Annotated in this window: 16 protein-coding genes; 4 read left to right on the top strand and 12 right to left on the bottom strand. The window is 69.8% G+C overall.

The genetic code is table 11. The features are described from left to right. Window positions 1–152 precede the first annotated feature (152 nt). The gene (locus tag OHT51_RS25600; RefSeq protein WP_328884431.1) at window positions 153–1,694 is read right to left on the bottom strand and encodes a hypothetical protein; all 1,542 of its coding nucleotides are present in this window, start codon (window positions 1,692–1,694) and stop codon (window positions 153–155) included. A 143-nt stretch (window positions 1,695–1,837) separates the two neighbouring features. Then, complete coding sequence (locus tag OHT51_RS25595; RefSeq protein ID WP_328881257.1) at window positions 1,838–6,772, bottom strand: NAD-glutamate dehydrogenase; 4,935 nt, start codon at window positions 6,770–6,772, stop codon at window positions 1,838–1,840. A 784-nt stretch (window positions 6,773–7,556) separates the two neighbouring features. Here OHT51_RS25595 and OHT51_RS25590 point away from each other — a divergent pair. Further along, window positions 7,557–8,123, top strand: coding sequence for a DJ-1/PfpI family protein (locus OHT51_RS25590; protein WP_328881256.1), 567 nt, complete (start codon window positions 7,557–7,559; stop codon window positions 8,121–8,123). Window positions 8,124–8,229: 106 nt separating this feature from the next. On the opposite strand, the gene OHT51_RS25585 is transcribed toward OHT51_RS25590, so the two are convergent. Beyond that, window positions 8,230–8,895 carry an HAD family hydrolase gene (locus tag OHT51_RS25585; protein ID WP_328881255.1) on the bottom strand — a complete coding sequence of 222 codons (666 nt, stop codon included), beginning with the start codon at window positions 8,893–8,895 and terminating at the stop codon, window positions 8,230–8,232. 78 nt (window positions 8,896–8,973) lie between these two features. Further along, on the bottom strand, window positions 8,974–9,489 hold the full coding sequence (locus OHT51_RS25580) for a DUF6912 family protein (RefSeq protein ID WP_328881254.1): 516 nt from the start codon (window positions 9,487–9,489) through the stop codon (window positions 8,974–8,976). Window positions 9,490–9,842: 353 nt separating this feature from the next. On the opposite strand from OHT51_RS25580, the gene OHT51_RS25575 reads away from it, so the two are divergent. After that, window positions 9,843–10,460, top strand: coding sequence for an Rv3235 family protein (locus OHT51_RS25575; RefSeq protein ID WP_328881253.1), 618 nt, complete (start codon window positions 9,843–9,845; stop codon window positions 10,458–10,460). 169 nt (window positions 10,461–10,629) lie between these two features. Here the strand turns inward: OHT51_RS25575 and secA are convergent, their stop codons facing one another. Beyond that, a complete protein-coding gene (gene secA / locus OHT51_RS25570; protein WP_328881252.1) occupies window positions 10,630–13,479 on the bottom strand; it encodes a preprotein translocase subunit SecA in 2,850 nt (949 codons plus the stop codon). A gap of 270 nt (window positions 13,480–13,749) precedes the next feature. Here secA and OHT51_RS25565 point away from each other — a divergent pair, with 270 nt between their 5' ends. Then, window positions 13,750–14,331 (top strand): GNAT family N-acetyltransferase, encoded by a 582-nt coding sequence (locus tag OHT51_RS25565; RefSeq protein ID WP_328881251.1) that lies wholly within the window; start codon window positions 13,750–13,752, stop codon window positions 14,329–14,331. An 88-nt stretch (window positions 14,332–14,419) separates the two neighbouring features. Then, a complete protein-coding gene (locus tag OHT51_RS25560) occupies window positions 14,420–15,625 on the top strand; it encodes a winged helix-turn-helix domain-containing protein (RefSeq protein WP_328881250.1) in 1,206 nt (401 codons plus the stop codon). A gap of 22 nt (window positions 15,626–15,647) precedes the next feature. Here OHT51_RS25560 and OHT51_RS25555 read toward each other — a convergent pair whose 3' ends face one another. The 7 genes from OHT51_RS25555 to mtnA form a co-directional block, all read right to left on the bottom strand. Further along, entirely contained in the window at window positions 15,648–16,394 is a 747-nt protein-coding gene (locus OHT51_RS25555; RefSeq protein WP_328881249.1) for a response regulator transcription factor, read from the bottom strand. Between the two features lie 203 nt (window positions 16,395–16,597). Continuing rightward, window positions 16,598–17,290 (bottom strand): ribosome hibernation-promoting factor, HPF/YfiA family, encoded by a 693-nt coding sequence (gene hpf / locus OHT51_RS25550; RefSeq protein ID WP_383239656.1) that lies wholly within the window; start codon window positions 17,288–17,290, stop codon window positions 16,598–16,600. A gap of 315 nt (window positions 17,291–17,605) precedes the next feature. Next, window positions 17,606–18,592 (bottom strand): ComF family protein, encoded by a 987-nt coding sequence (locus OHT51_RS25545; RefSeq protein ID WP_328881247.1) that lies wholly within the window; start codon window positions 18,590–18,592, stop codon window positions 17,606–17,608. A gap of 280 nt (window positions 18,593–18,872) precedes the next feature. Next, window positions 18,873–20,717 (bottom strand): LpqB family beta-propeller domain-containing protein, encoded by a 1,845-nt coding sequence (locus OHT51_RS25540; RefSeq protein WP_328881246.1) that lies wholly within the window; start codon window positions 20,715–20,717, stop codon window positions 18,873–18,875. Continuing rightward, the gene (gene mtrB, locus OHT51_RS25535) at window positions 20,707–22,782 is read right to left on the bottom strand and encodes an MtrAB system histidine kinase MtrB (RefSeq protein ID WP_328881245.1); all 2,076 of its coding nucleotides are present in this window, start codon (window positions 22,780–22,782) and stop codon (window positions 20,707–20,709) included. The genes OHT51_RS25540 and mtrB overlap by 11 nt, the downstream gene beginning before the upstream one ends. 1 nt (window position 22,783) lies before the next feature. Further along, window positions 22,784–23,473 (bottom strand): two-component system response regulator MtrA, encoded by a 690-nt coding sequence (gene mtrA / locus OHT51_RS25530; protein WP_187281934.1) that lies wholly within the window; start codon window positions 23,471–23,473, stop codon window positions 22,784–22,786. A 163-nt stretch (window positions 23,474–23,636) separates the two neighbouring features. Further along, entirely contained in the window at window positions 23,637–24,785 is a 1,149-nt protein-coding gene (mtnA, locus tag OHT51_RS25525; RefSeq protein ID WP_328881244.1) for an S-methyl-5-thioribose-1-phosphate isomerase, read from the bottom strand. Window positions 24,786–24,880: the final 95 nt, after the last annotated feature.

The following is a 24,880-nucleotide window of genomic DNA, read 5'->3' as shown; positions in this document are numbered from 1 at the left end:
CGGGTCAGTTACGGGCGCCGGTCCAGGGCTTCCAGCCCGTCCGGCGTTTGAGGACGAGGAGCCGTTCAGGCCGAAAGCGGGGGTCTGGGGGCGGCAGCCCCCAGGGTCGGGAAGGGTAGGGGCGGCGGGGGCGAGGCAAACCCGCAACCCCCTCACCGCACCACCTCATACAACACCTGCCCACCCGGCCCCCGAGCCACCACCCGCACCCCGGAGCCCAACCCCCGCCCAACCCCACCCCCATCCCCCCGATCCACAACCCACCGCACCCCATACGCCCGCACAATCCCCCGCCGAACCCCCTCCGACGCCCCCACCGCGAAATACCGCCGCACAGCCTCCCCCCGCCGCCCCTCATCCGGCAGAAAGAAGTCGGGATACCCGGGCGCCACGGTGTACGCCCCATACGCCGGAATCTGCCGAGCCGCAAAGGTCCGCGCCATCACAACGTCCCCGTACTCAACCCACGGCGTGACCCAGTGATACCCCACCCAAGGCACCCGGTACTTCGCCGCAACCACCCCCGGCAACACACCCCGCGGGACGACGTACCCAACAGTCCCGACCTGAGTCCAGCCCCCCACGACCAACGCTCCACAAACCACCCCCACCCACACCCCACGCAACCCTTTCCACCCCGACCACCCCAGCCGCCCCAGCCGCCCCAGCCGCCCCCAGCCCTCCACCACCCCCACCCCCGCAGCAATCTGCGCAGGAATCACCACAGCCGGCACCGCCCGCCCCCACGAGTAATGCCCGCTCACCCCACCCACCCCCACGACCACCACCCCCAGCACGAAGAACAGCACCAACGGATCCCACCGATCCCGCCACCACCGCACCCCCAGCGCCACCACCCCCACCAACACCAGCCAGTACCGCCCCAGCAGATCCCGGTACAACCCCCGATGCACCGCCTCCAGATCACCCCCCGCCCCGACCAACGCGAAGAAGTCGTAGTACGGCCACACCCACAGAACCCCCACCCCCACCAGCGCCCCCACCCCCAGCCGCCACCACACCGCACCCCCCACCCGCGCAGCGACCACCGTGGCCAACGCCCCCAAAGAGGCCACCACCCCCGAGAACTGATGGCACAGCAGAATCACCGCCCACAGCACGCCGAGCCCGACCCACACCCCCCACCCCCGCACCGAGTGCACCCGCACCGAGCCCGCCCGCACCGCCCCCGCCAACCAGGCCCAGAAGTGAAACGCCAGCCCCAACGCGAACACACTCGGATACGACACCGTCAACGCCAGCGAGTTCAGTCCGAGAAACCCGCTCCAGGTGAACAGCGACGTCCCCCACAGGAACACCAGGCACAGCAAGGACAGCGCGGGCGCAGCCGGATGCGCGCTCAGCGTCCGCACGTACCGCCACACCCCGCTGACGAACAACCCGAGCGCGACCACCGCACCGATCCGCAGCACGACGAAGACCGAGAACCCCGTCACCCGGGCGACACACCCGAGCACCAGCATCCAGGGCGAGTAGTACGGACTCGGCGTGTCCGCGTCGACGAGCGGATTGCCGGGGTCGACCAGGTCGTACCGCAGACGTTGCACGGTCGCCGCGTGCATACCGAGGTCCCCGGCCCACGGCAGCCGGACGACCACCAGCAGGAGCAGCACGACCACCAGCCCGGCGCCGACCTGCGCAACGACCGAAGGTCTCCGCAGCGCGCCCCGCATCGTGCTCACCCGAGCACTGTAATTCCCGTTATGCCCCAAATACGCGAGCGCCCCGGACTGTCACAGTCCGAGGCGCCCTGGCCGGCATACGACCCACGCACGGCCGACGTACGACCTACGTACGGCTCAACGATCCCGCACGGCTACGAGTGCTGCCGCAGCAACGTCCTCATCGTCCGCATGGCCACCGACAGGTTGGCCAGATCGAACGCCTCCGATCCCTGGATCTCCTCCAGCGTCGTACGCGCCCGCCCCAGAATCGCCGAGTTCTTCTGCTCCCACGACTTGAAGCGCTGCTCGGGCGTCGCGCTGCCGTTGCCGGCCGCGAGGATGTCCGAGGTCAGGGCCGCGTGGGCGGCGTAGAGGTCCTCGCGGATGGAGGCGCGGGCCATGGACTGCCAGCGGTCCGCGCGGGGCAGCTCGATGATGCGGTCCATGAGCTGGGTGATCCGGAGCCGGTCAGCGAGGTCGTAGTACACCTCGGCGACGTCCATCGGGTCCTTGCCGAGGCGGTCGGCCACCAAGACGATGTCCAGCGTCGGGAAGGCCGAGGAGAACCCGGACACCCGGGTGGCCAGTTCGGCGGGGACGCCGACAGCGGTCAGCTCGTCGTAGATCTGCTGGTACCACTCCAGGTCCGCGCCCTTGAGCAGCTTCGGCAGCTGCGACCACACCTGCTCGACACGGTCACTGAAGAAGTCGATCGTGTCGGCGAGCTCAAGCGGCTGCGGCCGGTTGTTGAGCAGCCAGCGCGTCCCGCGCTCGACGAGGCGGCGCGAGTGCAGCCGGATCCGGGTCTGGACGGCGGCCTCGACCTTGTTGTCGAGCGCCTCGACCGCGTCCCACACGACCCCCGAGCGGAAGATCGCGCGGGCTACCGTCTGCGCCCGGACGATCTCCTCCAGGGAGGCCCCGGTCTCCTCGCGCAGCCGGTGCAGATACGTCGTGCCGCCCGTGTTGACCGTGTCGTTGACCAGCACGGTCGTGGTGATCTCACGGCGCAGCGGGTGGCTGACGAGGTGGGCCGGGAACTGTTCGCGCAGCTCCTTCGGGAAGTACGCGTGCAGCAGGGTGCTCAGGTACGGGTCGTCCGGCAGCGTGGTGTGCAGCAGTTCCTCGGCGACCGTGATCTTCGTGTACGCCATCAGGACGGCCGTCTCGGGACCGGTCAGGCCGTGGCCGCTGCCGAGGCGTTCGCGGATCTGGCGGTCGGTCGGCAGGAACTCCAGCGCCCGGTCCAGGTGCCCCTCCCTGACCAGGTGCTTCATGAAGCGCTGCTGGGCGTGGAGCATGGCACTGGACTGCGCGAGGGCGTTGGCGATCGCCGTGTTCTGCGCGTAGTTGTTGCGCAGGACCAGGCGGCCGACCTCGTCGGTCATCTCGGCGAGCAGCTTGTTGCGCTGCTTGACGGTCATGTCGCCGTCGCTGACCAGGCTGTTGAGCAGGATCTTGATGTTCACCTCGTGGTCGGAGGTGTCCACGCCCGCGCTGTTGTCGATGGCATCGGTGTTGATCCGGCCGCCCTGCCGCGCGAACTCGATCCGGCCGAGCTGCGTCAGGCCGAGGTTGCCGCCCTCGCCGACGACCTTGACGCGCAGGTCGGCGCCGTCGACGCGGATGGCGTCGTTGGCCTTGTCGCCGACGTCCGCGTGGGACTCGGTCGAGGCCTTGACGTACGTACCGATGCCGCCGTTCCACAGCAGGTCCACCGGCGACTGGAGAATGGCCTTCATCAGCTCGGCCGGGGTCATCTTGGAGACCTTGCCCTCGATGCCGAGGGCGTCGCGGATCTGCGCGTTGACCGGGATCGCCTTGGCGCTGCGGGGGAAGATTCCGCCGCCGGCCGACAGCAGCTCGGTGTTGTAGTCCTCCCAGCTGGAGCGCGGCAGCTCGAAGACGCGGCGGCGCTCGGCGTAGGAGGTGGCCGCGTCCGGGTTCGGGTCGATGAAGATGTGCCGGTGGTCGAAGGCGGCGACCAGGCGGATGTGCTCGCTGAGCAGCATGCCGTTGCCGAACACGTCACCGGACATGTCGCCGATGCCGACGACCGTGAAGTCCTCGGTCTGCGTGTCCACGCCCAGCTCGCGGAAGTGCCGCTTGACGGACTCCCAGGCGCCGCGGGCGGTGATGCCCATGCCCTTGTGGTCGTAGCCGGCCGAACCGCCGGAGGCGAAGGCGTCACCGAGCCAGAAGTTGTACGACTCCGCGACCCCGTTGGCGATGTCCGAGAACGTCGCCGTGCCCTTGTCGGCCGCGACGACGAGGTAGGTGTCGTCCTCGTCGTGCCGGACCACGTCGGCCGGGGGCACGACCTCGCCGGCCACCATGTTGTCCGTGATGTCGAGCAGGGCCGAGATGAACATCTTGTAGCTGGCGATGCCCTCGGCCAGCCACGCGTCCCGGTCCACGCTCGGGTCGGGCAGCTGCTTGGCGACGAAGCCGCCCTTGGCGCCGACGGGCACGATGACGGTGTTCTTCACCATCTGCGCCTTGACCAGACCGAGGATCTCGGTGCGGAAGTCCTCACGCCGGTCGGACCAGCGCAGGCCACCGCGCGCGACCTTGCCGAAGCGCAGGTGCACGCCCTCGACGCGCGGCGAGTAGACCCAGATCTCGTACGCCGGCCGCGGCGCCGGCAGGTCGGGGATGGCCTGCGGGTCGAACTTCATGGAGACGTAGTCGTGCAGCTTGCCGCCCGCCGCCTCCTGGAAGAAGTTGGTACGCAGCGTCGCCTTGATGACGGTGAGGAAGGACCGCAGGATCCGGTCCTCGTCGAGGCTCGCCACCTGGTCGAGCGCCGCGTCGACCTCTTCGAGCAGCGCGTCCACGATCTCGCGGCCCGCGCGCTGGCGGTCCGGCGACATCCGCGCCTCGAACAGGGAGACGAGCAGCCGGGTGGTGTGGACGTTGTTGCGGAGGGTGTCCTCCATGTAGTCCTGCGAGAAGGTGGAGCCCGCCTGCCGCAGGTACTTGGCGTACGCCCGCAGCACCATCGCCTGACGCCAGGTCAGCCCGGCACCCAGGACCAGGGCGTTGAAGCCGTCGTTCTCCGCCTGGCCGGTCCAGGTGGCGGCGAAGGCCTCGGAGAACCGTTCGCGCGCGTCGTCGCCGAGGTAGTCACCGCCGCCCGCGGACGGGGCCATGCGCAGACCGAAGTCGTAGATCCAGGCGACGCTGCGGTCGGAGCAGCGCAGTTCGTACGGCCGCTCGTCCACGACCTCGACGCCGAGGCGGCTGAGGACCGGCAGGACGGCCGACAGGGAGACGGCCGCACCCTTGCGGTAGATCTTGAACCGGCGCTCCTCGGGGGCGGCGCCGACCGGCTCGTACAGGCTCAGCGAGAAGTTGTTGTCCTCGGTGAGCTGCTCGATGTGGACCAGGTCGGAGACCGCCGAGCGCGGGGAGTGGTCGGCCTTGTAGCCCTCGGGGAAGGCATTGCCGTAGCGGCGGGCCAGCTCGGCGGCGCGCTCCTCGCCGAGTTCGGCGTTCAGCGCGTCGGCGAAGCCGTCGGCCCAGGAGCGCGCGGCCTCGACGAGACGCGCTTCGATGCGCTCCTTGTCGCTGTCGCTGAGCTCCGGCAGCTCGGTGCCCTGCGGGACCCGGACGACGAAGTGCAGCCGGGAGAGGATCGACTCGGTGTTCCAGGCGGTGAAGTCGACGCTGGTGCCGCCGAGCTCCTCCTTCAGGATGTCGATGATCCGCAGGCGTACGCCGGTGGTGTAGCGGTCGCGCGGGAGGTAGACGAGGGCCGAGTAGTAGCGGCCGTACTCGTCCTGCCGCAGGTACAGCCGCAGCCGGCGGCGTTCCTGCAGGTAGAGCACGGAGGTGGCGATGCGCTGCAGCTCCGGGACCGGGGTCTGGAAGAGCTCGTCGCGCGGGTACGTCTCCAGGATCTGCAGCAGGTCGCGCCCGTCGTGGCTGTGGGGCGAGAACCCGGCGACCCGCAGCACGTCGTCGACCTTGCGCCGGACGACGGGCACGCGGCGGACGGACTCGGTGTAGGCGGCGGAGGAGAACAGGCCCAGGAAGCGGCGCTCGCCGACGACCTCGCCGTTCTCGTCGAACTTCTTCACGCCGACGTAGTCGAGGTACGACGGCCGGTGCACGGTCGCCCGGCTGTTGGCCTTGGTCAGGATGAGGAGCTTGTGCTCGCGGGCCTTGGCGCGGGCGTCGGCGGGCAGCCGCTCGAAGGAGGGGCTGACGGGGTGGCTGTCGGTCTCGGAGTGCTGCGGGTCGGCGCGCAGGATGCCGAGGCCGGTGCCCGGCACGGCGGCTAGCGAGTCGTCCTCGCGCAGCTCGTACTCGCGGTAGCCGAGGAAGGTGAAGTGGTCGTCGGCCAGCCAGCGCAGCAGCTCGCGGGCCTCCTCGAATTCCTGATCACGCAGATCGGAGTGCGGCTCCTGCGGCAGCTCGTCGGCCATGCGCAGGGCCAGGTCCCGCATCTTGCTCCAGTCCTCGACGGCCTCACGGACGTCGGACAGGACGCGCAGCAGGTCCGCGGTGATCTGCTTGAGGTCGCCGCGGTCGGTCTCGCGGTCGATCTCGACGTGGATCCAGGACTCGGTGTGGGTGTCGTGCGGCACGTCGCCCGCGGGCGGCGTGGAGAGCACCTCGATCAGCTTGCCGGCGACGTCCCGGCGGACGAAGACCTGGGGGTGGATGACCACATGGATCCCCCGGCCCTGCCGAGTCAGCTCGTTGGTCACCGAATCGACCAGGAAGGGCATGTCATCGGTGACGACTTCGACGACGGAGTGGCTGCAGGTCCACCCGTTCTCTTCCACGGTGGGCGTGTGAACCCGCACGTTGGCCGTGCCCTGGGGGCGGTTCTCGGCCAGCCGGTAGTGCGAGAAAGCGGCTCCGAAGATGTCGACCGGGTCGCGGTCGGTGAGGTCCTCCGGGGCGGTGTGCAGGTAGTAGCGCTGGAGGAACGTGAGCACGGTGTCGTGGTCCGGGGTGCCGGGGCTGCTCTCGTCCGTCGTCCCAGTCGGTAGGTACCCCCCGACCGGGCTGTTCTCAGCTACCCGAGCGGCCCTCTCGAGCAGCTCGGCCTTGGCTTCGTCCAGCTTGGTCTGCATTGTCCTCTGGCTCCTGTCGCGCGCCGTTGCGTGACGTAGAAGGAAGTACGGTCTCTTGCCCTCCGGTGCAACGCCGCGACGCGGGGTGTCCGGTCTGCTTCGACGCTATGCCGCGAGGTGAGATGAGCGGGGGTATATGAGCCAATCTTGAGCTGCCCAAGGGGTGTGACGCTGCTCTCTGCGACGTCCGGGCCCGGGGTGTGTATGACGTCCCGGGAGCCCTTACGCCCCCCTCCCGCCCGCGAAGACCAGCGACCGCCGCCCGGTCACGGATGTGGTCCGTGCTCTCCGGGCGCAGGGCAGGGGCAACACTGCCCCCGCGAGCTATCGCGCTGATCACGCCACTAAGGCTATCGCTCCTTACAGGGGGCCCGTCATGAGCCGTATGTGTACAAAACCAGGGGTGGAACTTTGACGTTCTGCACAGGGGCAAACGGGGTGGGGAGGGCGTAACTGGCGGGTCGCGGTGCACAGGGGGAGGCTGGGGTGAGGGACTGTGACGACGACCGGGGCCGGTTTCGAGACGGAAGCAGGCCATCCGGAGGCGACCGGTGTCCGAAAACAGCCGCCGGATGGGCGCCTCCTGCGGCTCGCCTGTCCGCGACCCACCGGGTGTGCCGGTGAGCAGGCGCTCCCGCAGCCGGGCGGACCGGCCGGCCGCAACGGCACCCCCCACACCGCCGGGCCGCGCACGCCCCCTTGGCAAGCGCCCCGCCCCGAGGCACGTTGCCCCCAAGGCCCGACGGAGACGCAGGCCCCGGCCAAAAAGAGGAGCGCACCCGATATGACAGCGAAAATCCTCATCGTCACCGGCGACGCCGCAGAGTCACTGGAGGTCCTCTACCCCTACCAGCGCCTCCGCGAAGAGGGCTACGAGGTCCACATCGCCGCCCCCACCCGCAAGAAGCTCCAGTTCGTCGTCCATGACTTCGAACCCGGCTTCGACACCTACACCGAGAAACCCGGCTACACCTGGCCCGCCGACCTCGCCTTCTCCGAGGTCGACCCCGGCGACTACGCCGCCGTCGTCATCCCCGGCGGCCGGGCCCCCGAGTACCTGCGCAACGACCCTGAGCTCCGCAAGATCCTCAAGTCCTTCTTCGACGCCGACAAGCCGGTCGCCCAGATCTGTCACGGCCCCCTTCTCACCGCGGCGATCGACAGCCTCCGCGGCCGCCGCGTCACGGCGTACCCCGCCCTGGAACTGGACATGCAGGCGGCCGGCGCCACCTTCCAGGACGCGGAGGCCGTGGTCGACGGCACCCTGGTCTCCTCCCGCGCCTGGCCGGACCACTCCAGCTGGATGCGCGAGTTCCTGACGGTGCTGCGAGCGAAGGCACCGGTGACCTGACCCGGGCCCGGGCCCGAGCCCGGACCAAGGTCCGCACCCAGGCCCAGCGAGTACGGACGCGGCGTTCCGTCGGGGGCGCCGCGCCCTGACGGGTGGCGGCCGACGCTCAGGCGGCCAGCCGCTCCGCCTCCGCGACGGCCTCCACAAGCGTGTCCACGACCGGCACCCCGACCCCTTCGAGGCTCGCCCGGCTGTGCGACCCCCCGGTGTAGAGCACGGCCTGAGCCCCCACATGCAGCGCCGCCACCGCGTCGTCCGCGGCATCCCCGATCACGACCGTGCGAGCAGGGTCCACGCTCGCCAGCGCCTTGATGTGCCGCACCATGTGCTCGGCCTTGCTGCCCCCGGACGGCCCGGTCCGCCCGTCGACGCGTATGAAGTGCTGCTCGATCCCGAACCCCCGCACCAGCGGAACGAGTTCGTCGTGCACGTACATGCTCAGGATCGACTGGCTGCGCCCCGCCGACCCCCACTCCACGAGCAGCTCCGCCACGCCCGTGGTGAGCCCGCACCTGACCCGGTGCTCGGTGTAGTACCGGTGGAAGGTCTCGTCCATGACCTCCCACTCGGCGTCGGTCGGCAGCCGGCCGAGCAGCCGCTCGTAGAACTTCGGCACCGGCACGCAGTACAACGCCCGGTACTGCTCCATCGTGATCGGCTTGAGCCCCAGCTCGCCGAACGCCGCGTTCGTCGCCCCGATGATCGCGTCATTGTCGTGGAACAGGGTCCCGTTCCAGTCCCAGACGATGTGCGCCCCTACTTGCATCCCCATGCCGAAAACCGTACCCGCCCCCACTGACAATCAAGAGAACGGCGGGTCAAACAGCAGGTCAATGAGGGCAGCGCCGGGTCAGTCCGCCAGTCCGACCAGGTTCGGGATCTCCTGGGTGGCGAACCACAGCAGCTCATGGTCCTCGGCACCGTCCACGACGAACTGCGCGTCGTCGTCCCCGCCGTCCGCCGCCGCCAGCGCCTCGGCGGCGGCCGCCACGTCCGTCTCCGCGTCGTCCGAGTCGACGTGTACGGCGGCCGCCTTGGCCAACGCCACGCCCCCGGCGATCCGCACCTCTCCGAGTGCCGCCGGATCCAGCCCCCGGTCCGGGTCGGCGACGGCCGCCCTGTCGGGCACGTCGACGGCGACCACGACCCGGCGCCGCGCAGCCCCGCCGTCCGCTGCGAGCAGCCGCAGCGAGGCCAGCGCGGCCCGGTTCAGCGCCGCGTACTCCAACTCCTCGATGTCGTCGGAGAGATACCACTCGCGCAACGCGGGCGTGACGGCGTACGCGACGAGCGATTCGGCCTCCAGCTCGCCCGCCTTGTGCGCCTCGGCGAGACCGGGGAGGGTCAAGGGGACGTAGACGCGCATTGCTGACCGCTTTCTTCGTTCTCGTAGCACTCGTAAGGCTCTGCAAGGGCCCGGAGAGGGGCGATCCCCGCACCTCCGGAGGGCCTTCAGGATACGTGCGGCCGATACCTGGGGCGTCCCCTTTCGAGCCCCGTCCGCGACCCCGCCGGGCGTCCACCCCGGTCCACGAAGTCACCCGGTGCGCCCCTGCCATCACAGGCTTCCGGGGCCCTCGATCACCCGGATAAGTGAAGATTCCGGCCGCCCGCTCCGAGTCCCCGCTTCCTTGCTGCCGACACCCGCGACCCCGTACAAGATCACCAACCACGAAGTTACTCGCCGGTATCAATCCGGGTTCACCGAACGGGGACTCCATGAACAAGGTCATGACCAGGGCACAGCACCGCCCCGGCACCCGCCCACCGACCCGCCGCGACACCCGCCGCCCCGCCGGCAGCCCGCCCCGCACGCCGAGCGGCGGCATGCCCCGTACCGCGCCCCCAGGAGGCCGCCCACCGGGCTCGTCGGGCGCCACGGGAGCCCACCTGCGCACCAGGCCCACGGATACCCGCCCACCGACCGCCCCCGCGCCGCGCACATGGCGCAACCCGGCAGACGGAACCGGGAACCTCGACAGGCCCGCCATCCCGCAACCCCGTCCCACCGACGTCTTCGCCGACCGCCTGCTCCTCGTCCTGAGCGGCCAGCGCCCCGTCCACTGGATGCTCCGCCACACCGCCGGCCGTGCCTACGACGAACTCGCCCGGCTCGCGGAACTCGGTCTCCTGCGCACCCGCGGCACCCGCCCCGTCGTCCGCGACATCGGCTACTTCGAACCCCGCCCCGGCGCCATCGAGGCCTTCGCCCGCATCGGCGCCGGAGACCAGCTACGCGCCATGGCATTCCGCCTGGAACAAGGCGGAGATCTCCGCTGGCGCTGCACGGCGGTGGAACTGGGCGGCCCACGCAGGCCGTGCCTGGACGACGACTGACCACTGCCGCCCCACCGCCCGTGTAGACGCACGGACCGCTGTGGGGGGCGGCTGCGGGGGCCGAGCGGGGACGGTCCCGTCGTGCTGTGGGACCGCGCAAGCCGATGGGCCGGGTCCCCCTCAGGAACCCGGCCCATCCGACTGCTACGGCGTCACAGCCACCGTGACGTCACTTCTTGCGGCGGCGCCCGCCACGCGCCTGCTTGCGCCGTTCCGCGCGCGTGAGGCCGTCGGCCTCCGAGCGCACCGGCTCGTCGCCGTTGTCGAAGTCTCCCTCGACGATGTCGCCCTCGCCGTCCACCTTGGGCGCGGTGTAGTGCAGCCGGTCCGGGCGGCGCGGGGCCTCGAGGCCCTTGGCGCGGATCTCGGGACGCCCGCCCGCCTGCGCCGGCACCGCGTCCTTCTTCTCCAGGTCGGCCACCGGCTTGGTGTCCTCGACCGGGACCTCCTCGACCTGCTGCTCGACCTGGACCTCCAGGTTGAACAGGTAGCCGACGGACTCCTCCTTGATGCCCTCCATCATGGCGGTGAACATGTCGAAGCCCTCGCGCTGGTACTCGACCAGCGGGTCCTTCTGGGCCATCGCGCGCAGGCCGATGCCCTCCTGGAGGTAGTCCATCTCGTAGAGGTGCTCGCGCCACTTGCGGTCCAGGACCGACAGCACGACCCGGCGCTCCAGCTCACGCATGATCTCGGAGCCGAGCTGCGCCTCGCGCGCCGCGTACTGGTCGTGGATGTCGTCCTTGATGGACTCGGAGATGAACTCGGCGGTCAGCCCGGCACGGTCACCGGCCGCATCCTCGAGCTCCTCGACGGTCACCTTCACCGGGTAGAGCTGCTTGAAGGCGCCCCACAGGCGCTCCAGGTCCCATTCCTCGGCGAAGCCCTCGGCGGTCTCCGCGCCGACGTACGCGTCGATCGTGTCGTCCATGAAGTGCTGCACCTGCTCGTGCAGGTCCTCGCCCTCCAGAACGCGGCGGCGCTCGCCGTAGATGACCTCACGCTGACGGTTGAGGACCTCGTCGTACTTCAGGACGTTCTTACGGGTCTCGAAGTTCTGCTGCTCGACCTGCGACTGCGCCGACGCGATCGCGCGCGTGACCATCTTGTTCTCGATCGGCACGTCGTCCGGGACGTTCGCCATCGACATCACGCGCTCGACCATCTGAGCCTTGAACAGGCGCATCAGGTCGTCGCCGAGGGAGAGGTAGAAGCGGGACTCGCCCGGGTCGCCCTGACGGCCGGAACGACCGCGCAGCTGGTTGTCGATACGGCGCGACTCGTGCCGCTCGGTGCCGAGGACGTAGAGGCCGCCGAGGTCCTTGACCTCTTCGAACTCCGCCTTGACCGCCTGCTCGGCCTTCTCCAGGGCGGCGGGCAGGGCCGCGGCCCACTCCTCGATGTGCTCCTCGGGGTCGAGGCCGCGCTGGCGCAGCTCCGCCTCGGCGAGGTCCTCGGGGTTGCCGCCGAGCTTGATGTCCGTACCACGGCCGGCCATGTTGGTGGCGACGGTGACGGCGCCCTTGCGGCCGGCCTGGGCGACGATGATCGCCTCACGGTCGTGCTGCTTCGCGTTCAGCACCTCGTGCTGAACGCCGCGCTTGGACAGCTGCTGCGACAGGTACTCGGACTTCTCGACCGACGTCGTACCGACGAGGATCGGCTGGCCCTTCTCGTGCTTCTCGACGATGTCGTCGACGACCGCCTCGAACTTCGCGACCTCGGTGCGGTAGATCAGGTCCGACTGGTCCTGGCGGACCATCGGCCGGTTGGTCGGGATCGGGACGACGCCGAGCTTGTAGATCTGGTGGAACTCGGCGGCCTCGGTCATCGCCGTACCGGTCATGCCGCACAGACCGGGCTGTTCCTTGTCGTCGTGGTCGTGGCGCTTGTAGAGGCGGAAGAAGTTCTGCAGGGTGATCGTGGCGAGCGTCTGGTTCTCGTCCTTGATGTCCACCCCTTCCTTCGCCTCGATCGCCTGGTGCATGCCCTCGTTGTAGCGGCGGCCGGCGAGGATACGGCCGGTGTGCTCGTCGACGATCATGACTTCGCCGTCGATGACGACGTAGTCCTTGTCCTTCTTGAAGAGCTCCTTGGCCTTGATGGCGTTGTTCAGGTAGCCCACCAGCGGCGTGTTCACCGACTCGTAGAGGTTGTCGATGCCCAGCCAGTCCTCGACCTTGGCGACACCCGCCTCGTGGATGGCGACCGTGCGCTTCTTCTCGTCGACGTCGTAGTCGCCGGTCTCCTCCAGGCCCTTGAGCTGGTTGCCCGCCTCGCCCTTCTTCAGGCGCGTGACCAGCTTGGCGAAGTCGCCGTACCACTTGGTGGCCTGGTCGGCGGGGCCGGAGATGATCAGCGGCGTACGCGCCTCGTCGACGAGGATGGAGTCGACCTCGTCGACGATGGCGAAGTTGTGGCCGCGCTGGACGAGTTCGTCCTTGGACCACGCCATGTTGTCGCGCAGGTAGTCGAAGCCGAACTCGTTGTTCGTGCCGTACGTGATGTCGCACGCGTACTGCTCACGGCGCTGGGCCGGCGTCATGTTGGCGAGGATGCAGCCGACATTGAGGCCCAGGAACTTGTGGACGCGGCCCATCATCTCCGAGTCACGCTCGGCCAGATAGTCGTTCACCGTGATCAGGTGGACGCCCTTGCCGGACAGCGCGTTCAGATAAGCGGGCAGCGTGCCGACGAGCGTCTTGCCCTCGCCGGTCTTCATCTCCGCCACGTAGCCGAGGTGGAGGGCCGCGCCGCCCATGATCTGGACGTCGTAGTGACGCTGGCCGAGAGCGCGCTTTGCGGCCTCGCGAACGGTGGCGAAGGCCTCGGGCATCAGGTCGTCCAAGCTCTCACCGTCTGCGTACCGCTGCTTGTACTCATCGGTGAGGGCCCGCAGCTCGGCGTCGGAGAGGTCGACGAAGTCCTCTTCGATGGAGTTGACCTGGTCCGCGATGCGGTGCAGCTTGCGCAGGATCTTGCCTTCGCCTGCACGCATGATCTTCGAGAGGACGGACACGGGGGTTGGTCTCCTTGCCGGTCGGGCCTGGGACGGTCGGTTTCCATTTGACTTGACTGAGCAACGGCCATCGTATGCGAGGACCCCGCCACGCCGGGAGCCTGCCGTGGACGTCGAACCTCCGCTGCTTCAAATCTCCGTCAAAGGGACAACGGCCGGGGGCTGTGGATGGTGCCGCGTTCCGCCAACGAATTGTGCGAAATGCGTTCGCGCGCTCACACACCGCATATAAGGATGGCGCTTGCGACGGCCCCCGAGCAGAATCGGCCGATGGAACCCGTCACGCTCACCACCAGCCGTCTCCTCATGCGCACGATCGGCCCGAAGGACACCGACACGGTGTACGAGGCCGCGCAGGACCCCGACATCCAGCGCTGGACCACGATCCCCTCGCCCTACCTGTACGAGCACGCCCAGAGTTTCGCGGAGCAACTGGTCCCGGAGGGCTGGGCGAACGGTTCGATGTTCACCTGGGGGCTCTTCCTCCCCGAGGGGGAGGACCTGGTGGGCATGCTCGGCCTCACGATGCGGTCCATGAGCGAGGCCGAAATCGGCTTCTGGGGCACGAAGGAACACCGCGGCAACGGCTACATCACCGAGGCCGTACTCGCCGCGTCCCGCTGGGCCTTCGTCCACCTGTCGCTCGACCGCGTGGAATGGCGCGCGGAAGTCGGCAACAGGCCCTCCCGCGCGGTGGCGGAACGCGCCGGCTTCGCCCTGGAGGGCACACTCCGCTCCGCCATGGTCCACCAGGGCGTACGCCGGGACTGCTGGGTGGGCTCCCTGCTCCCGTCGGACCTGAGCCTGCCGTCGACGGCCCCGTACCTGCCGGCGAGGAACCAGCCCGCATGACCGTGCCCTCGCCCCCGCGCGCAGCCCCACCACGGACAAATCCCCAGCTCACCCCGCACTGTCAGTGCCACCGCCTATCGTGCCGACCATGACGACCCTGCGCCCCACCACCGACCTCTCGGCCGACGAGGCCCGCCGGATCGCCCTCCGCGCGCAGGGCTTCCTCGGCACCCCCGACCGCAGGTCCGGCGTCCGCGGCATACTGCGTCACCTCGGCGCGGTCCAACTCGACACCATCTCGGTCCTGGCCCGGTCCCACGAACTCATCCCGTACGCCCGCCTGGGCGCGGTGGACCGCAAGACGGTCGAGAAGGCCTACTGGACGCCTGGGGCCACGGCTGCGGGCAAGCCGTCGGCGCAACCGCACGCCTTCGAGTACTGGTCCCACGCCGCCTGCATCCTCCCCGTCGAGGAGTGGCCGCACTTCGCCTTCCGTCGCCGCGCCTACCGCAACCGCCCCCACTGGAACCACGACCTCCCCGACGGCACCTACGACCAGGTGATCAAGCAGCTGCGCACCGAGGGCCCTCTCACCGCGACCGAGCTGGGCGGCGCGAAGCGGACCAGCGAGTGGTGGGACTGGTCGGGCACCAAGGTCGCCGTCGAACGCGCTCTGATGTACGGCGAGGTGGTCTGCGTCGAGCGCCGCGGCTGGAAGCGCGTCTACGACCTCGCCGAGCGCGCCATCCCGGAGACGCTGCTGCACGACGAGCTGGACGACGCCGAGTGCCTGCGCCGCCTGGTCCGCCTGGCGGGCCAGTCCCTAGGCGTGGGCACGCGCGCGGACATCGCCGACTATCACCGGCTCAAGGGCGAACAGGTCGACGCGGTGATCGCCGACTCGGGCCTGGTGCCGGTCACGGTCGAGGGCTGGGGCAAGCCGGCCTGGGCCGACCCGGCGGCCCTGGAGATCCCTCCGCGCGGTCGCCACCGTACGACGCTGCTGTCCCCGTTCGACTCCCTGATCTGGGAGCGGGCACGCACGGAGCGGATCTTCGGCTTCACCCACCGCCTGGAGGCGTACGTCCCCAAGCAGAAGCGGATCTACGGCTACTTCGCGATGCCGGTCCTGGCCGGTGGCCGCCTCGTGGGACGCGTGGACCCGGCCCGCGAGGGCACCACCCTGGTCGCCAAGCAGGTCACCCTGGACGGCCCGAAGGCGGTCCCGGCGGTGGCGCAGGCGCTGGTGGAGGCGGCGAGCTGGGTGGACTGCACGGACGTACGCGTGGAACGGGTCGACGCACCCGGCCTGCGCGAGCCCCTCGCCACGGAACTCACACGCTTGCTGGCGTGACCCCGAGGCCGGTCATCCGGCCTCAGCGGATCTCGAGGATCTTCTCCCGCATCGCGTACACCACGGCCTCCATCCTGGAGTGCAGCTGCAGCTTCTCCAGGATGTTGCGCACATGGTTCTTCACGGTGTTCTCGGAGATGAACAACTCCTTGGCGATGTCCCGGTTGTTCATCCCCGTGGCCACGAGCTTGAGGACCTCAAGCTCGCGGTCCGTCAGCCGCGGCGCGGGCACGAGGCGGCGCTCGTCCGTGCGCTGGATCATCGACTTGAACTCGGTGAGCAGCTTCGACGCCATGGAGGGACTGATCTGCGACTGCCCGTCGGCCACGGCACGAATGGCGGTGGCCACCTCGTCCGTGGAGATCTCCTTCAGGAGATAACCGGTCGCGCCCGCCTTGATCGCGTCGTAGAGGTCGGCCTCCTCGTCGCTGATCGTCAGCATGATGATCTTCGCGCTGGGGGCGACCTCCTTGATGGAGGTGCAGGCCTCGATCCCACCCCGCTTGGGCATCCGCACGTCCATCAGGATGATGTCCGGCAGCAGGTCAGCGGCCTTGTCCACGGCTTCCGCGCCGTCGCCCGCCTCCCCCACGACCTGGATGTCCTCCTCGGCCGCGAGCACGATCTCCAGTCCACGGCGGAACAGGGCGTGGTCGTCGACGACGAGGACTCTGATCGGCTCCTTGCGTGGAGAGCCCGCGTCCGGGCCCATGCCGACGACATCACCGTCGGCATCCTCGTCCCGCATCGGTCCGAAGCTGTCCGCCATCGTTCCTCCCCCTGAAGGCTGTGGCTGGTCGGTCTGCCATCGCCAACCCAAGGCAGCGGCCCAACGGTTGGGCCGGTGCGGCCATGATTCCATGCCTGGCCGACACTACGGTGACGAGCGGGGCGCGAAGAGGTCGCACACCGGTGCCCCTGGGGGCGCACACCGCGCTCCAGGGGCACCGGCTCAGCTGTCAGCCGGGTGGGTCAGCCGCCCAGCGTGCCGCCTGCCGCGGGAGCCTGGACCTGGGTGACCATCGGGTCCGTGCTGAGGTGAATGACGCCGTAGTCGTAGGCGTGCCGCCGGTAGACGACGCTCGGTTCCTTCGTCTCCGAGTCGACGAACAGGTAGAAGTCGTGCCCGACCAGCTCCATCTCGTAGAGGGCCTGGTCGAGGGTCATCGGGGAGGCGACATGCGTCTTCTCGCGTACGACGAGGGGGCCTTCGCCCTTTACTTCCAGCGAGCCGATCTTCTTGGTGGGAATTCCGTCCGGCTCTTCTTCCTGGAACGTGCGGCCATTGCCGTTCAGCGTCGCCGCGCCCGGTACGTGGTCGGGGACCTCGGCCGCCGTGAGTCGGCGTGCGCCTCGGCGCGAGAAACGCTTGTCGTGCTGCTTGCGCAGCCGGGCATCCAGCTTTTCCGCCGCGAGGTCGAGCGCCGCATACGGATCGCTGGCCGCTGCCTCCGCCCGGATCACCGGACCGCGGGAGCGGAGCGTGATCTCCACTCGGTCGCAGCGGTCGGCCTGTCGCGGGTTGGGCTCCTTGGACACCTCGACGTCGAGGCTGATCACCTTGGCATCGAGCCTCTGGATCTTCTCCAGCTTCAGCTTCTCGGCCACGTGCTTGCGGAACCGCTCGGGCACCTCGGTCTTGCGGCCCTTGACGACGATGTCCACGCAGAACTCCGTTCCCGGATCGCCCCGCTCCATCGGCGGAGCATCTCCCTTTTGCACCAGGCTCCGGGGAACCCCGAAGCCTCGGACTCGGTGACTTCCACCTCCTCCTCCCCCATGGGCAAGATCTCCACCCCACGGCCGCGGGTGATTGCGCAAAACCTACGGCACGGCATTCGGATATGACGGGGATGGCCTGCGCCTTTCCCTCACAACCGAACATATCTCGCCCGGACGGATGTCGTCACCCTCTACTGCGGCGTACCTCCGTTCAGGTGAATTGACCCTCTCGTTACCTGCAACGATGCAAGTTCTCAGTCAGTTCCGGTTTACTTCGAAAGAATCCGGCGACGCAGCGACCACAGCTGCGCAGATCAGGTCACGGGCCTGTCCTGCACCCATGATTCCCTGTCTCTCACGCAACCGCCGCACACTGCCCTCCGTCGATCCGGCACACCGTTCCTCTGTGCTTTCCCGACTTCCCGCTTGGTACACGGCTGTTGCTGTGGACTCCGCCGTACGACTGTTGGGGCCCACCCTCTCCCAGCCACCGGAGCCCACCCCCTCCGCCGCCGCCAACCCCACCCGCACAGCCCGCGCCGCCTCAGCCAGCGACGCACCCGTCGTCATCAGGTCGTCGACGAGCACAACGGGACCACCACCGGCGAGCAGCCGCGCTCCCCCGGGCGCCACCACCAGCGCACCCGCGAGATTGTCCAGTCGCTGCCGCGAGTTGAGCCCCGACTGATCGGCCACCCCGCGCCCTTGCCGCAGCACGGCGAGCACGCGCGCCGGCGTCCCGGCCCGCCGCAGCTCACCCGCCGCCGCGAGCGCGATCCGCCGCGCCGGATCATGCCCTCGCGCACGCACCGACCCACGCGCGGACGGAACAGGAACGAGCAGCACAGGCGCCTCGGCGCCCGCCGACCGACGCACCCCGTCGGCCCGCACCTGCGAACCCTGGAACCACACAGCCCGCCCCGGCGCCCCGCTGTCGCGAGACGCATGGTCCTCCCGAAGCCCGGCCCGCACAGCCCCCGCCAGCGCCGCTCCGAGCGGTGCCGTGAGCGCCAGCGCGCCGCGTTCCTTGTGGGCGAGCAGCACGGCCCGCGCCTCGTCCGCGTACCGGGCCGCCGCGTGCACGACCGGCAGCCCGGGCGGCTCCGGCACCGGTCGCACCCGGCTCGGTGCGGCCCCGCTCAGGGCGGCACGGCACTCCGGGCAGAGCACCGTGCGAGGCCTTCCGCAGCCTCCGCACTCGGCCGGCAGCACCAGGTCGGTCAGGTCCTGCCACCACCCCCGCATGCCCACCACTGTGCCAACGCCCGCGCCGACCGACCACCCCTGTGGATAACTGCCTGTGGATAACCCGAGCCCGATGCGGCCGGCCCCAATTCCGTCCCGGAACCGAGCCCCGTCCGCACCCAGGCACCCGGCCACCCACACACCCACACACCCACACACCCACGCACCCACGCACCCACGCACCAAAACGAAGCGACCGCCCCCAGCCGAGGACTCACCCCGGCCGGAAGCGGCCACCACACTCCCCGTCCCGCACCTCAAGGGCGGTCCGGGCGAAGTCTCACCCCGGATAGACCGGAGCGGCCCCGTCCGTCACCACCTTCTGCCACTGCGCCCCCGACGGCAGCCGCACGATCCCGTCCTCCGAGTAACCGACCAGCGGCAGCCGTGCGTCCTCGGACGCGGTGATCTCCTTGACGCCGCTGAGGGCCGCGGGCGCCGGTCCCTCCGGTGTGGAGCCGTCGACCTGCACGTATCGCATGTTCTGCACGCCGCCCTTCTCGCGCCCGACCACGACGAGCCGGCTGTCACCGGCCCACGACATGGCCGAGACCTCCTCCAACTCGGGAGTCGCGGAGCGCAGTTCGTGCACCGAGACGCTTGAGGGCTCCTCCGCCTTGCCGTCCTGGCTCCGTTCGATCCGTCCGATGAGCAGCGACGACTTCTCGCCCTGCTTCACCACGAGCGCAATGCGCACACCGTCGGCGGCCACCTTCACCGACTCGATGCGCCCCTCAAGGCCCGGCGGCGTCTTCACCACCATCGGCTCGCCGACGCCTTCCTCCAGCAGGAGCAGGCGTGGGTTGCCGGGATTGCGGTCGGCCACCCACAGGTCGCCCTGTGCGTCCCAGCTGGGCGCCGACAGCCGCTGCTCCGCCGTCGGGCCCGCGCTGCTCAGCTCCGGCTCCCCGAGCGGACCACCCGATACCAGCGCACCGACGTACAGGTTCTTGCCGTCGAGGCCGACCCCGGCCGCCATGTCCTCGTCACGCGACACCGCCACGGACTTCAGCTGCACATCGCCGTCGCCCAGGGCGCCCGGCACGGGATCGGGCTCCGTGTCGCTGGTGGCTGCGGGCAGCCGTACGAGCCGGTGCTCGGCGTTGAGGAAGTACAGATAGTCGGCGCGCTCCACCGATCCGCGCGCGGCGACGGCCTCGGCACTCTCCTCGGTGAGCGAGCACAGCTGCCTGCCGTCAGACCTCAGCTCGACCTCGTCCACGGTGGGGGTGAGGTTCTGCAGGGTGAACAGGAGCTGGGCCGCCATCTCTTTGCACTGGGTCAGTCCGACCCGGGCCGCCTTGTCGTTCAGCTGCACGGTCAGCCTGTTCTGATCGTCGGGCGTCAGCGCGGTGACGCCCTTCCTCAGTGCCGTGCCGGTGGGGAAGCTCGACCTGACCACCGGGTTGAGCCAGCTGGTCGGCCCGGTGAGCAGGGAGCGGACCATCTGCGTCATCGGGTCCACGTTCCTGCGCACGTAGACGGGATCGGCGACGGCCGCCGTGTGCGGCGAGGTCCCGAGGGTGGTGTTCGTGGCGAAGTAGTACTTGTCGACGGACATGTAGTTCCGCTGGAAGTCCGACTTGCCCATGACGACGCCGCGCGGCGGGATGTCGATCCGCCACTGCTTCGTCTTCTTGTCCCGGATGAGGTGCATCGGCTCGCTGTAGTCCCCGCCGGCGGGCGCGTACGACTGCTGCGCGTCGACCAGGGCGACCTTGGTGCCGGTCAGCGTGTAGGAGAGGTTGTCGGTCTCCTCCCGGCCCCCGACACGTTCGACGTCAGCGCCCGGTCCGTCGGCCAGCACCGTCGTGGACAGCAGGGGCTGCCACTTGTCCGACGCTTCCTTGGTCAGGTACTTGCGCGCGATCTCGTAGTCCGGATCGTCACTGGTCAGTGCCTCCAGGAAGCCCGACACGATCTCCGAGGACGAGGCGTCCTCGTGCGGCGGCATGGCGAAGACCCGCACCTGCGTTTCCTGTCGCGGCGTGGACTCGACGCCCCGCAGATCGCCGCTGTCGGGCATGGAGGCGCACCCGGCCAGCAGTACGGCGCCACAGGCGGCGTACGCCACCGTGCGCCCCGCCCCGCGCCGGGTGGCGCCCCTCTCGCGGTCAGCGGCCATGAGACGCCTCCCCATGTTTGCTCGACTCCCCGTCCTGTCCGGCTTCCTCGCTCGCCGGCTCCTGCGCACCGGGCGTCTCCTCCTGCCGCCGCGCGCCCGAAGCGGGCCGGGGCACCACGCGCGCGCCGTTGCCGGGCAGCGCCGTCGGGTCGGCTTTGGGGGCCGCCCCGCCCGTCCGCGTGACGATCGGGTCTCTGGAGGGCATCGGGGGCGCCTGGTCCCCGTTGGGCTGGACCGGCACCGTCGCCGCCTTCTCGCCGCCACCGCTGGGCAGTCCGGCGTCGTCGAGGCCGCGATTGCGCCGTGAGTCCTTGGGTTCCAGGGGTATCGGCGAGCCCCGCAGCGGTTCGTCCGCGGTCCGCGGCAGGGTCAGCCGGAACTGCGAACCGCCGCCCGGCTCGCCCCACGCCTGGAGCCAGCCGCCGTGCAGCCGTGCGTCCTCCAGCGCGATCGACAGCCCCAGACCCGTACCGCCCGTGGTACGCGCGCGTGCCGGGTCCGCCCGCCAGAAGCGGCTGAAGACGCGGGTCGCCTCGCCGGGCTTGAGCCCGACGCCGTAGTCGCGTACCGCGACTGCGACCGCCCCGCCCGCCGAGGCGAGCTTGACGATGACGTCCCTGCCCTCGCCGTGTTCGACGGCGTTGACGACGAGGTTGCGCAGCACCCGTTCGACGCGCCGGGCGTCGGCCTCGGCGACGATGGGCTGCTGGTCGCCGACGACGCGTATCTGGGTGCCCTTGCGCTCGGCGAGCGGCTCGGCCCCGCTGACGACGCGTCGTACGACTTCCCTGAGGTCGATCGGCTCGGCTTCCAGCGCCGCAGCGCCCGCGTCGAACCGGCTGATCTCCAGCAGGTCGGCGAGCAGTGACTCGAATCGGTCCAGCTGGTCGGCCAGCAGTTCCGCCGACCGCGCGGTCACGGGGTCGAAGTCCTCCCGCGCCTCGTGGATGACGTCGGCGGCCATGCGTACGGTCGTCAGCGGCGTCCGCAGCTCATGGGACACGTCGGACACGAACCGCCGCTGCATCCGCGACAGGTCCTCCAGCTGCTGGATCTTCAGCTGAAGGTTCTGCGCCATCTTGTTGAAGGCCTCGCCGAGCCGCGCGATGTCGTCCTCGCCGGTGACCTTCATCCGCTCCTGCAGCCGCCCTGCGGACAGCCGCTCGGCGATACCGGCCGCCATCCGCACCGGCGTGACGACCTGCCGGACCACGAGCCAGGCGATGGCCCCGAGGAGTACGACGACGAAGAGCCCGGCGGTGGCCAGCGTCCCCTTGACCAGGCTCAGCGACTTCTCCTCCTGGGTGAGCGGGAAGAAGTAGTAGAGCTGGTAGGGGTCGCCGTTGGGGTCGTTGACCTGCTTGCCGATGACCAGGGCCGGCTGGGCCTCCTTGTCGGCGGTGCGGTTGTAGACGATGCGGGTGTAGCTCTGGAACGCCCCCATGTTGCTGTCGATCCGCTCGCGCAGGTCCTCGGGGACGCTCGCCGTCGGGTCCACGCCGCCGGAGGCTCGGGGTCCGCGGCCACCGCTGTCTCCTGCCGCGGAGGCCGGAAGGGTGACCACGTCGAAGGCGCCCTGGCCGCCGCTGGAGAGCGAGGACACGAGATCGCTCATCCACTGGATGACGTTCTGCTCGGACCGTCCGTCGACCGTCCCGGCGTCGTCGGCGGCCCCGGCGGCGGCCTCGTCGGAGCTCTTCTTGGCGGCGGCGAATCCGCCGGTGGCCTGGCTCTGCGAGGCCTTCACCTTGGCGTCCAGCAGGCCGTTGCGCACCTGCCCGATGACGACGAAGCCCAGCAGCAGGACGACGCCGAGCGACATCAGCAGGGTCGTGACGACGACCTTGAGCTGGATGTTGCGCCGCCACAGCCGCATGACGGGCAGCAGCGGCCGGCGCACCCAGCGCAGCAGGAGCCGGAGGACCGGACTGCCCTGCACTCCGCCCTGCAGCAGCCCGCCCTCGAGGAACCGTCCCCAGCGGGAACCCGCCTTTTTCCGGCCGACAGGCCGCTCCGGAGGGGCCCCGGTCCGACCGGGGGCCGTAGCGGCACTGTCCCCGGACATGTCAGCTCGGCCCTGCCTTGTAGCCGACGCCACGGACGGTCACGACGATCTCCGGGCGCTCCGGGTCCTTCTCGACCTTGGAACGCAGCCGCTGCACATGGACATTGACCAGACGTGTGTCGGCCGCGTGCCGGTAGCCCCACACCTGCTCGAGGAGCACCTCACGCGTGAACACCTGCCACGGCTTGCGGGCCAGCGCGACCAGCAGGTCGAACTCCAGCGGTGTCAGCGCGATCGACTGCCCCTCCCGCTTCACGGAGTGCCCGGCCACGTCGATGACCAGGTCACCGATGGCGAGCTGCTCGGGCGCCGGCTCCTCGGACCTCCGCAGCCGCGCCCGGATCCGGGCGACGAGCTCCTTCGGCTTGAACGGCTTGACGATGTAGTCGTCGGCGCCGGACTCCAGGCCCACGACGACATCGACGGTGTCGCTCTTCGCCGTCAGCATCACGATCGGCACGCCGGACTCCGCCCTGATCAGACGGCACACCTCGATGCCGTCCCTTCCGGGCAGCATCAGGTCCAGCAGCACCAGGTCGGGCTTTGCCTCACGGAATGCGGCCAACGCCTTGTCGCCGTCGGCTACGAAAGACGGCTCAAAACCTTCACCACGCAGCACGATGCCGAGCATCTCGGCCAGTGCGGTGTCGTCGTCGACGACAAGGACTCGTCCCTTCATAAACGACATCATCCCATTCTCATAACAGTGGCGAAGGCTGAGGTGAGGTAGGTCACCGGCCAGTGACCTTAGTCGTACGCCGTCGCCACTGTCTGCCCTCGCTCAGATCACAGCGAGTAACCTTTGGACGGGTTTGGTCCGCTCTGCCCGAACTGGTTCCACCTATGTCCACTCACTACGTCGGCGTCACCTGCCGTGACCTGGCACACAGCTCGGCGAGCGCCTGGGCCGTCACGGGCGATGCGACCCCTTCCTCGGTGACGATCGCCGTCACCAGCTCGGGCGGCGTCACATCGAACGCCGGGTTGTACGCCTGGGTCCCCAGGGGCGCCACCGGAATCCCGCCTCCCGGTTCCCCTCCCGCCACCGGCACCTGAGGCGCCACGATCTCGGTCACCTCGAACCCAGGACGCTGCTCGACCTCGATGGACGCCCCGTCCGGGGTCTCGGGGTCCACTGTCGTCAAGGGTGCCACCACGATGAACGGCACATGGTGGTACCGCGCGAGCACGGCGAGCGGATAGCTCCCCACCTTGTTCGCCACCGACCCGTCGGCCGCGATCCGATCGGCCCCGATGAGCACCGCGTCCACCTCACCGGCGGCGAACAGGGACCCCGCCGCGTTGTCCGTGAGCAGTGTGTACGCCATCCCGTTGCGCGCAGCCTCGTACGCCGTCAGGCGAGCCCCTTGCAGCAACGGCCGCGTCTCGTCCACCCACAGCCTCCTGAGCCGCCCGGCCCGGTGCGCCGCGAGGGCGACCGCGAACGCCGTGCCCTCCCCGCCCGACACCAGCGCCCCGGTGTTGCAGTGCGTGAGGATGCGGTGCCCACCCCCGGGCAGCAGCTCGTCCAGCAGTGCCAGCCCCTGCTCGGCCATGCGCGTGCTGGCCTCGGCGTCCTCCTGGTGCAGTGCCCGCGCGGCCCTCAGCGCTGCGGCGGCGGCCCGCTCGGCGTCCCCGCTCCCGGCGAGCTCGTCCCGGTACGCCGCCTGAGCCCTGCGCACACCGAGGGCGAGGTTCACGGCGGTGGGCCGGGCCCCCGCGAGCGACTCGGCGGCGTCGTCCACGTCGAAGCCGCGTACGGCGGCGAGCGCGACGCCGTACGCCCCGGCGATCCCGAGCAGCGGCGCCCCGCGCACGGCGAGCGAACGGATCGCCTCCACCAGCGCGGGCGCGTCCGTACAGACCAGCTCGACCTCCTCAGCCGGCAGCCTTGTCTGGTCGAGAAGGACCAGTACGGGACCTTCGGGTGGCTCGTCCCACCGGATCGCCGGGATCTCGTGCGGCTTGCTGTCCTCGCCGGATTGCGCGTGCTGATCAGCCATGCGGTCAGTCTGCCCTTTGTCCGGCGGACAATTGAAGGTGTCCAGCCCATACCGCGGCCGGTACCTCTGCGGCCACCCCATGGCACGATGGCTGC

Origin of the sequence: Streptomyces sp. NBC_00299 (assembly GCF_036173045.1) — a bacterium.
GTDB classification, from domain to species: Bacteria; Actinomycetota; Actinomycetes; order Streptomycetales; family Streptomycetaceae; genus Streptomyces; species Streptomyces machairae.
Note: the sequence above shows the minus strand (reverse complement) of the source record. Positions and strands in the feature narration are given on the sequence as shown.

What these genes read in the sequence shown, in the direction of transcription:
- OHT51_RS25600 (WP_328884431.1), bottom strand. Translation starts at nt 1,694, where the DNA reads ATGCGGGGCGCGCTGCGGAGACCTTCGGTCGTTGCGCAGGTCGGCGCC.
- OHT51_RS25595 (WP_328881257.1), bottom strand. Translation starts at nt 6,772, where the DNA reads ATGCAGACCAAGCTGGACGAAGCCAAGGCCGAGCTGCTCGAGAGGGCC.
- OHT51_RS25590 (WP_328881256.1), top strand. Translation starts at nt 7,557, where the DNA reads ATGACAGCGAAAATCCTCATCGTCACCGGCGACGCCGCAGAGTCACTG.
- OHT51_RS25585 (WP_328881255.1), bottom strand. Translation starts at nt 8,895, where the DNA reads ATGGGGATGCAAGTAGGGGCGCACATCGTCTGGGACTGGAACGGGACC.
- OHT51_RS25580 (WP_328881254.1), bottom strand. Translation starts at nt 9,489, where the DNA reads ATGCGCGTCTACGTCCCCTTGACCCTCCCCGGTCTCGCCGAGGCGCAC.
- OHT51_RS25575 (WP_328881253.1), top strand. Translation starts at nt 9,843, where the DNA reads ATGAACAAGGTCATGACCAGGGCACAGCACCGCCCCGGCACCCGCCCA.
- OHT51_RS25565 (WP_328881251.1), top strand. Translation starts at nt 13,750, where the DNA reads ATGGAACCCGTCACGCTCACCACCAGCCGTCTCCTCATGCGCACGATC.
- OHT51_RS25560 (WP_328881250.1), top strand. Translation starts at nt 14,420, where the DNA reads ATGACGACCCTGCGCCCCACCACCGACCTCTCGGCCGACGAGGCCCGC.
- OHT51_RS25555 (WP_328881249.1), bottom strand. Translation starts at nt 16,394, where the DNA reads ATGGCGGACAGCTTCGGACCGATGCGGGACGAGGATGCCGACGGTGAT.
- OHT51_RS25545 (WP_328881247.1), bottom strand. Translation starts at nt 18,592, where the DNA reads ATGCGGGGGTGGTGGCAGGACCTGACCGACCTGGTGCTGCCGGCCGAG.
- OHT51_RS25540 (WP_328881246.1), bottom strand. Translation starts at nt 20,717, where the DNA reads ATGGCCGCTGACCGCGAGAGGGGCGCCACCCGGCGCGGGGCGGGGCGC.
- mtrB (WP_328881245.1), bottom strand. Translation starts at nt 22,782, where the DNA reads ATGTCCGGGGACAGTGCCGCTACGGCCCCCGGTCGGACCGGGGCCCCT.
- mtrA (WP_187281934.1), bottom strand. Translation starts at nt 23,473, where the DNA reads ATGATGTCGTTTATGAAGGGACGAGTCCTTGTCGTCGACGACGACACC.
- mtnA (WP_328881244.1), bottom strand. Translation starts at nt 24,785, where the DNA reads ATGGCTGATCAGCACGCGCAATCCGGCGAGGACAGCAAGCCGCACGAG.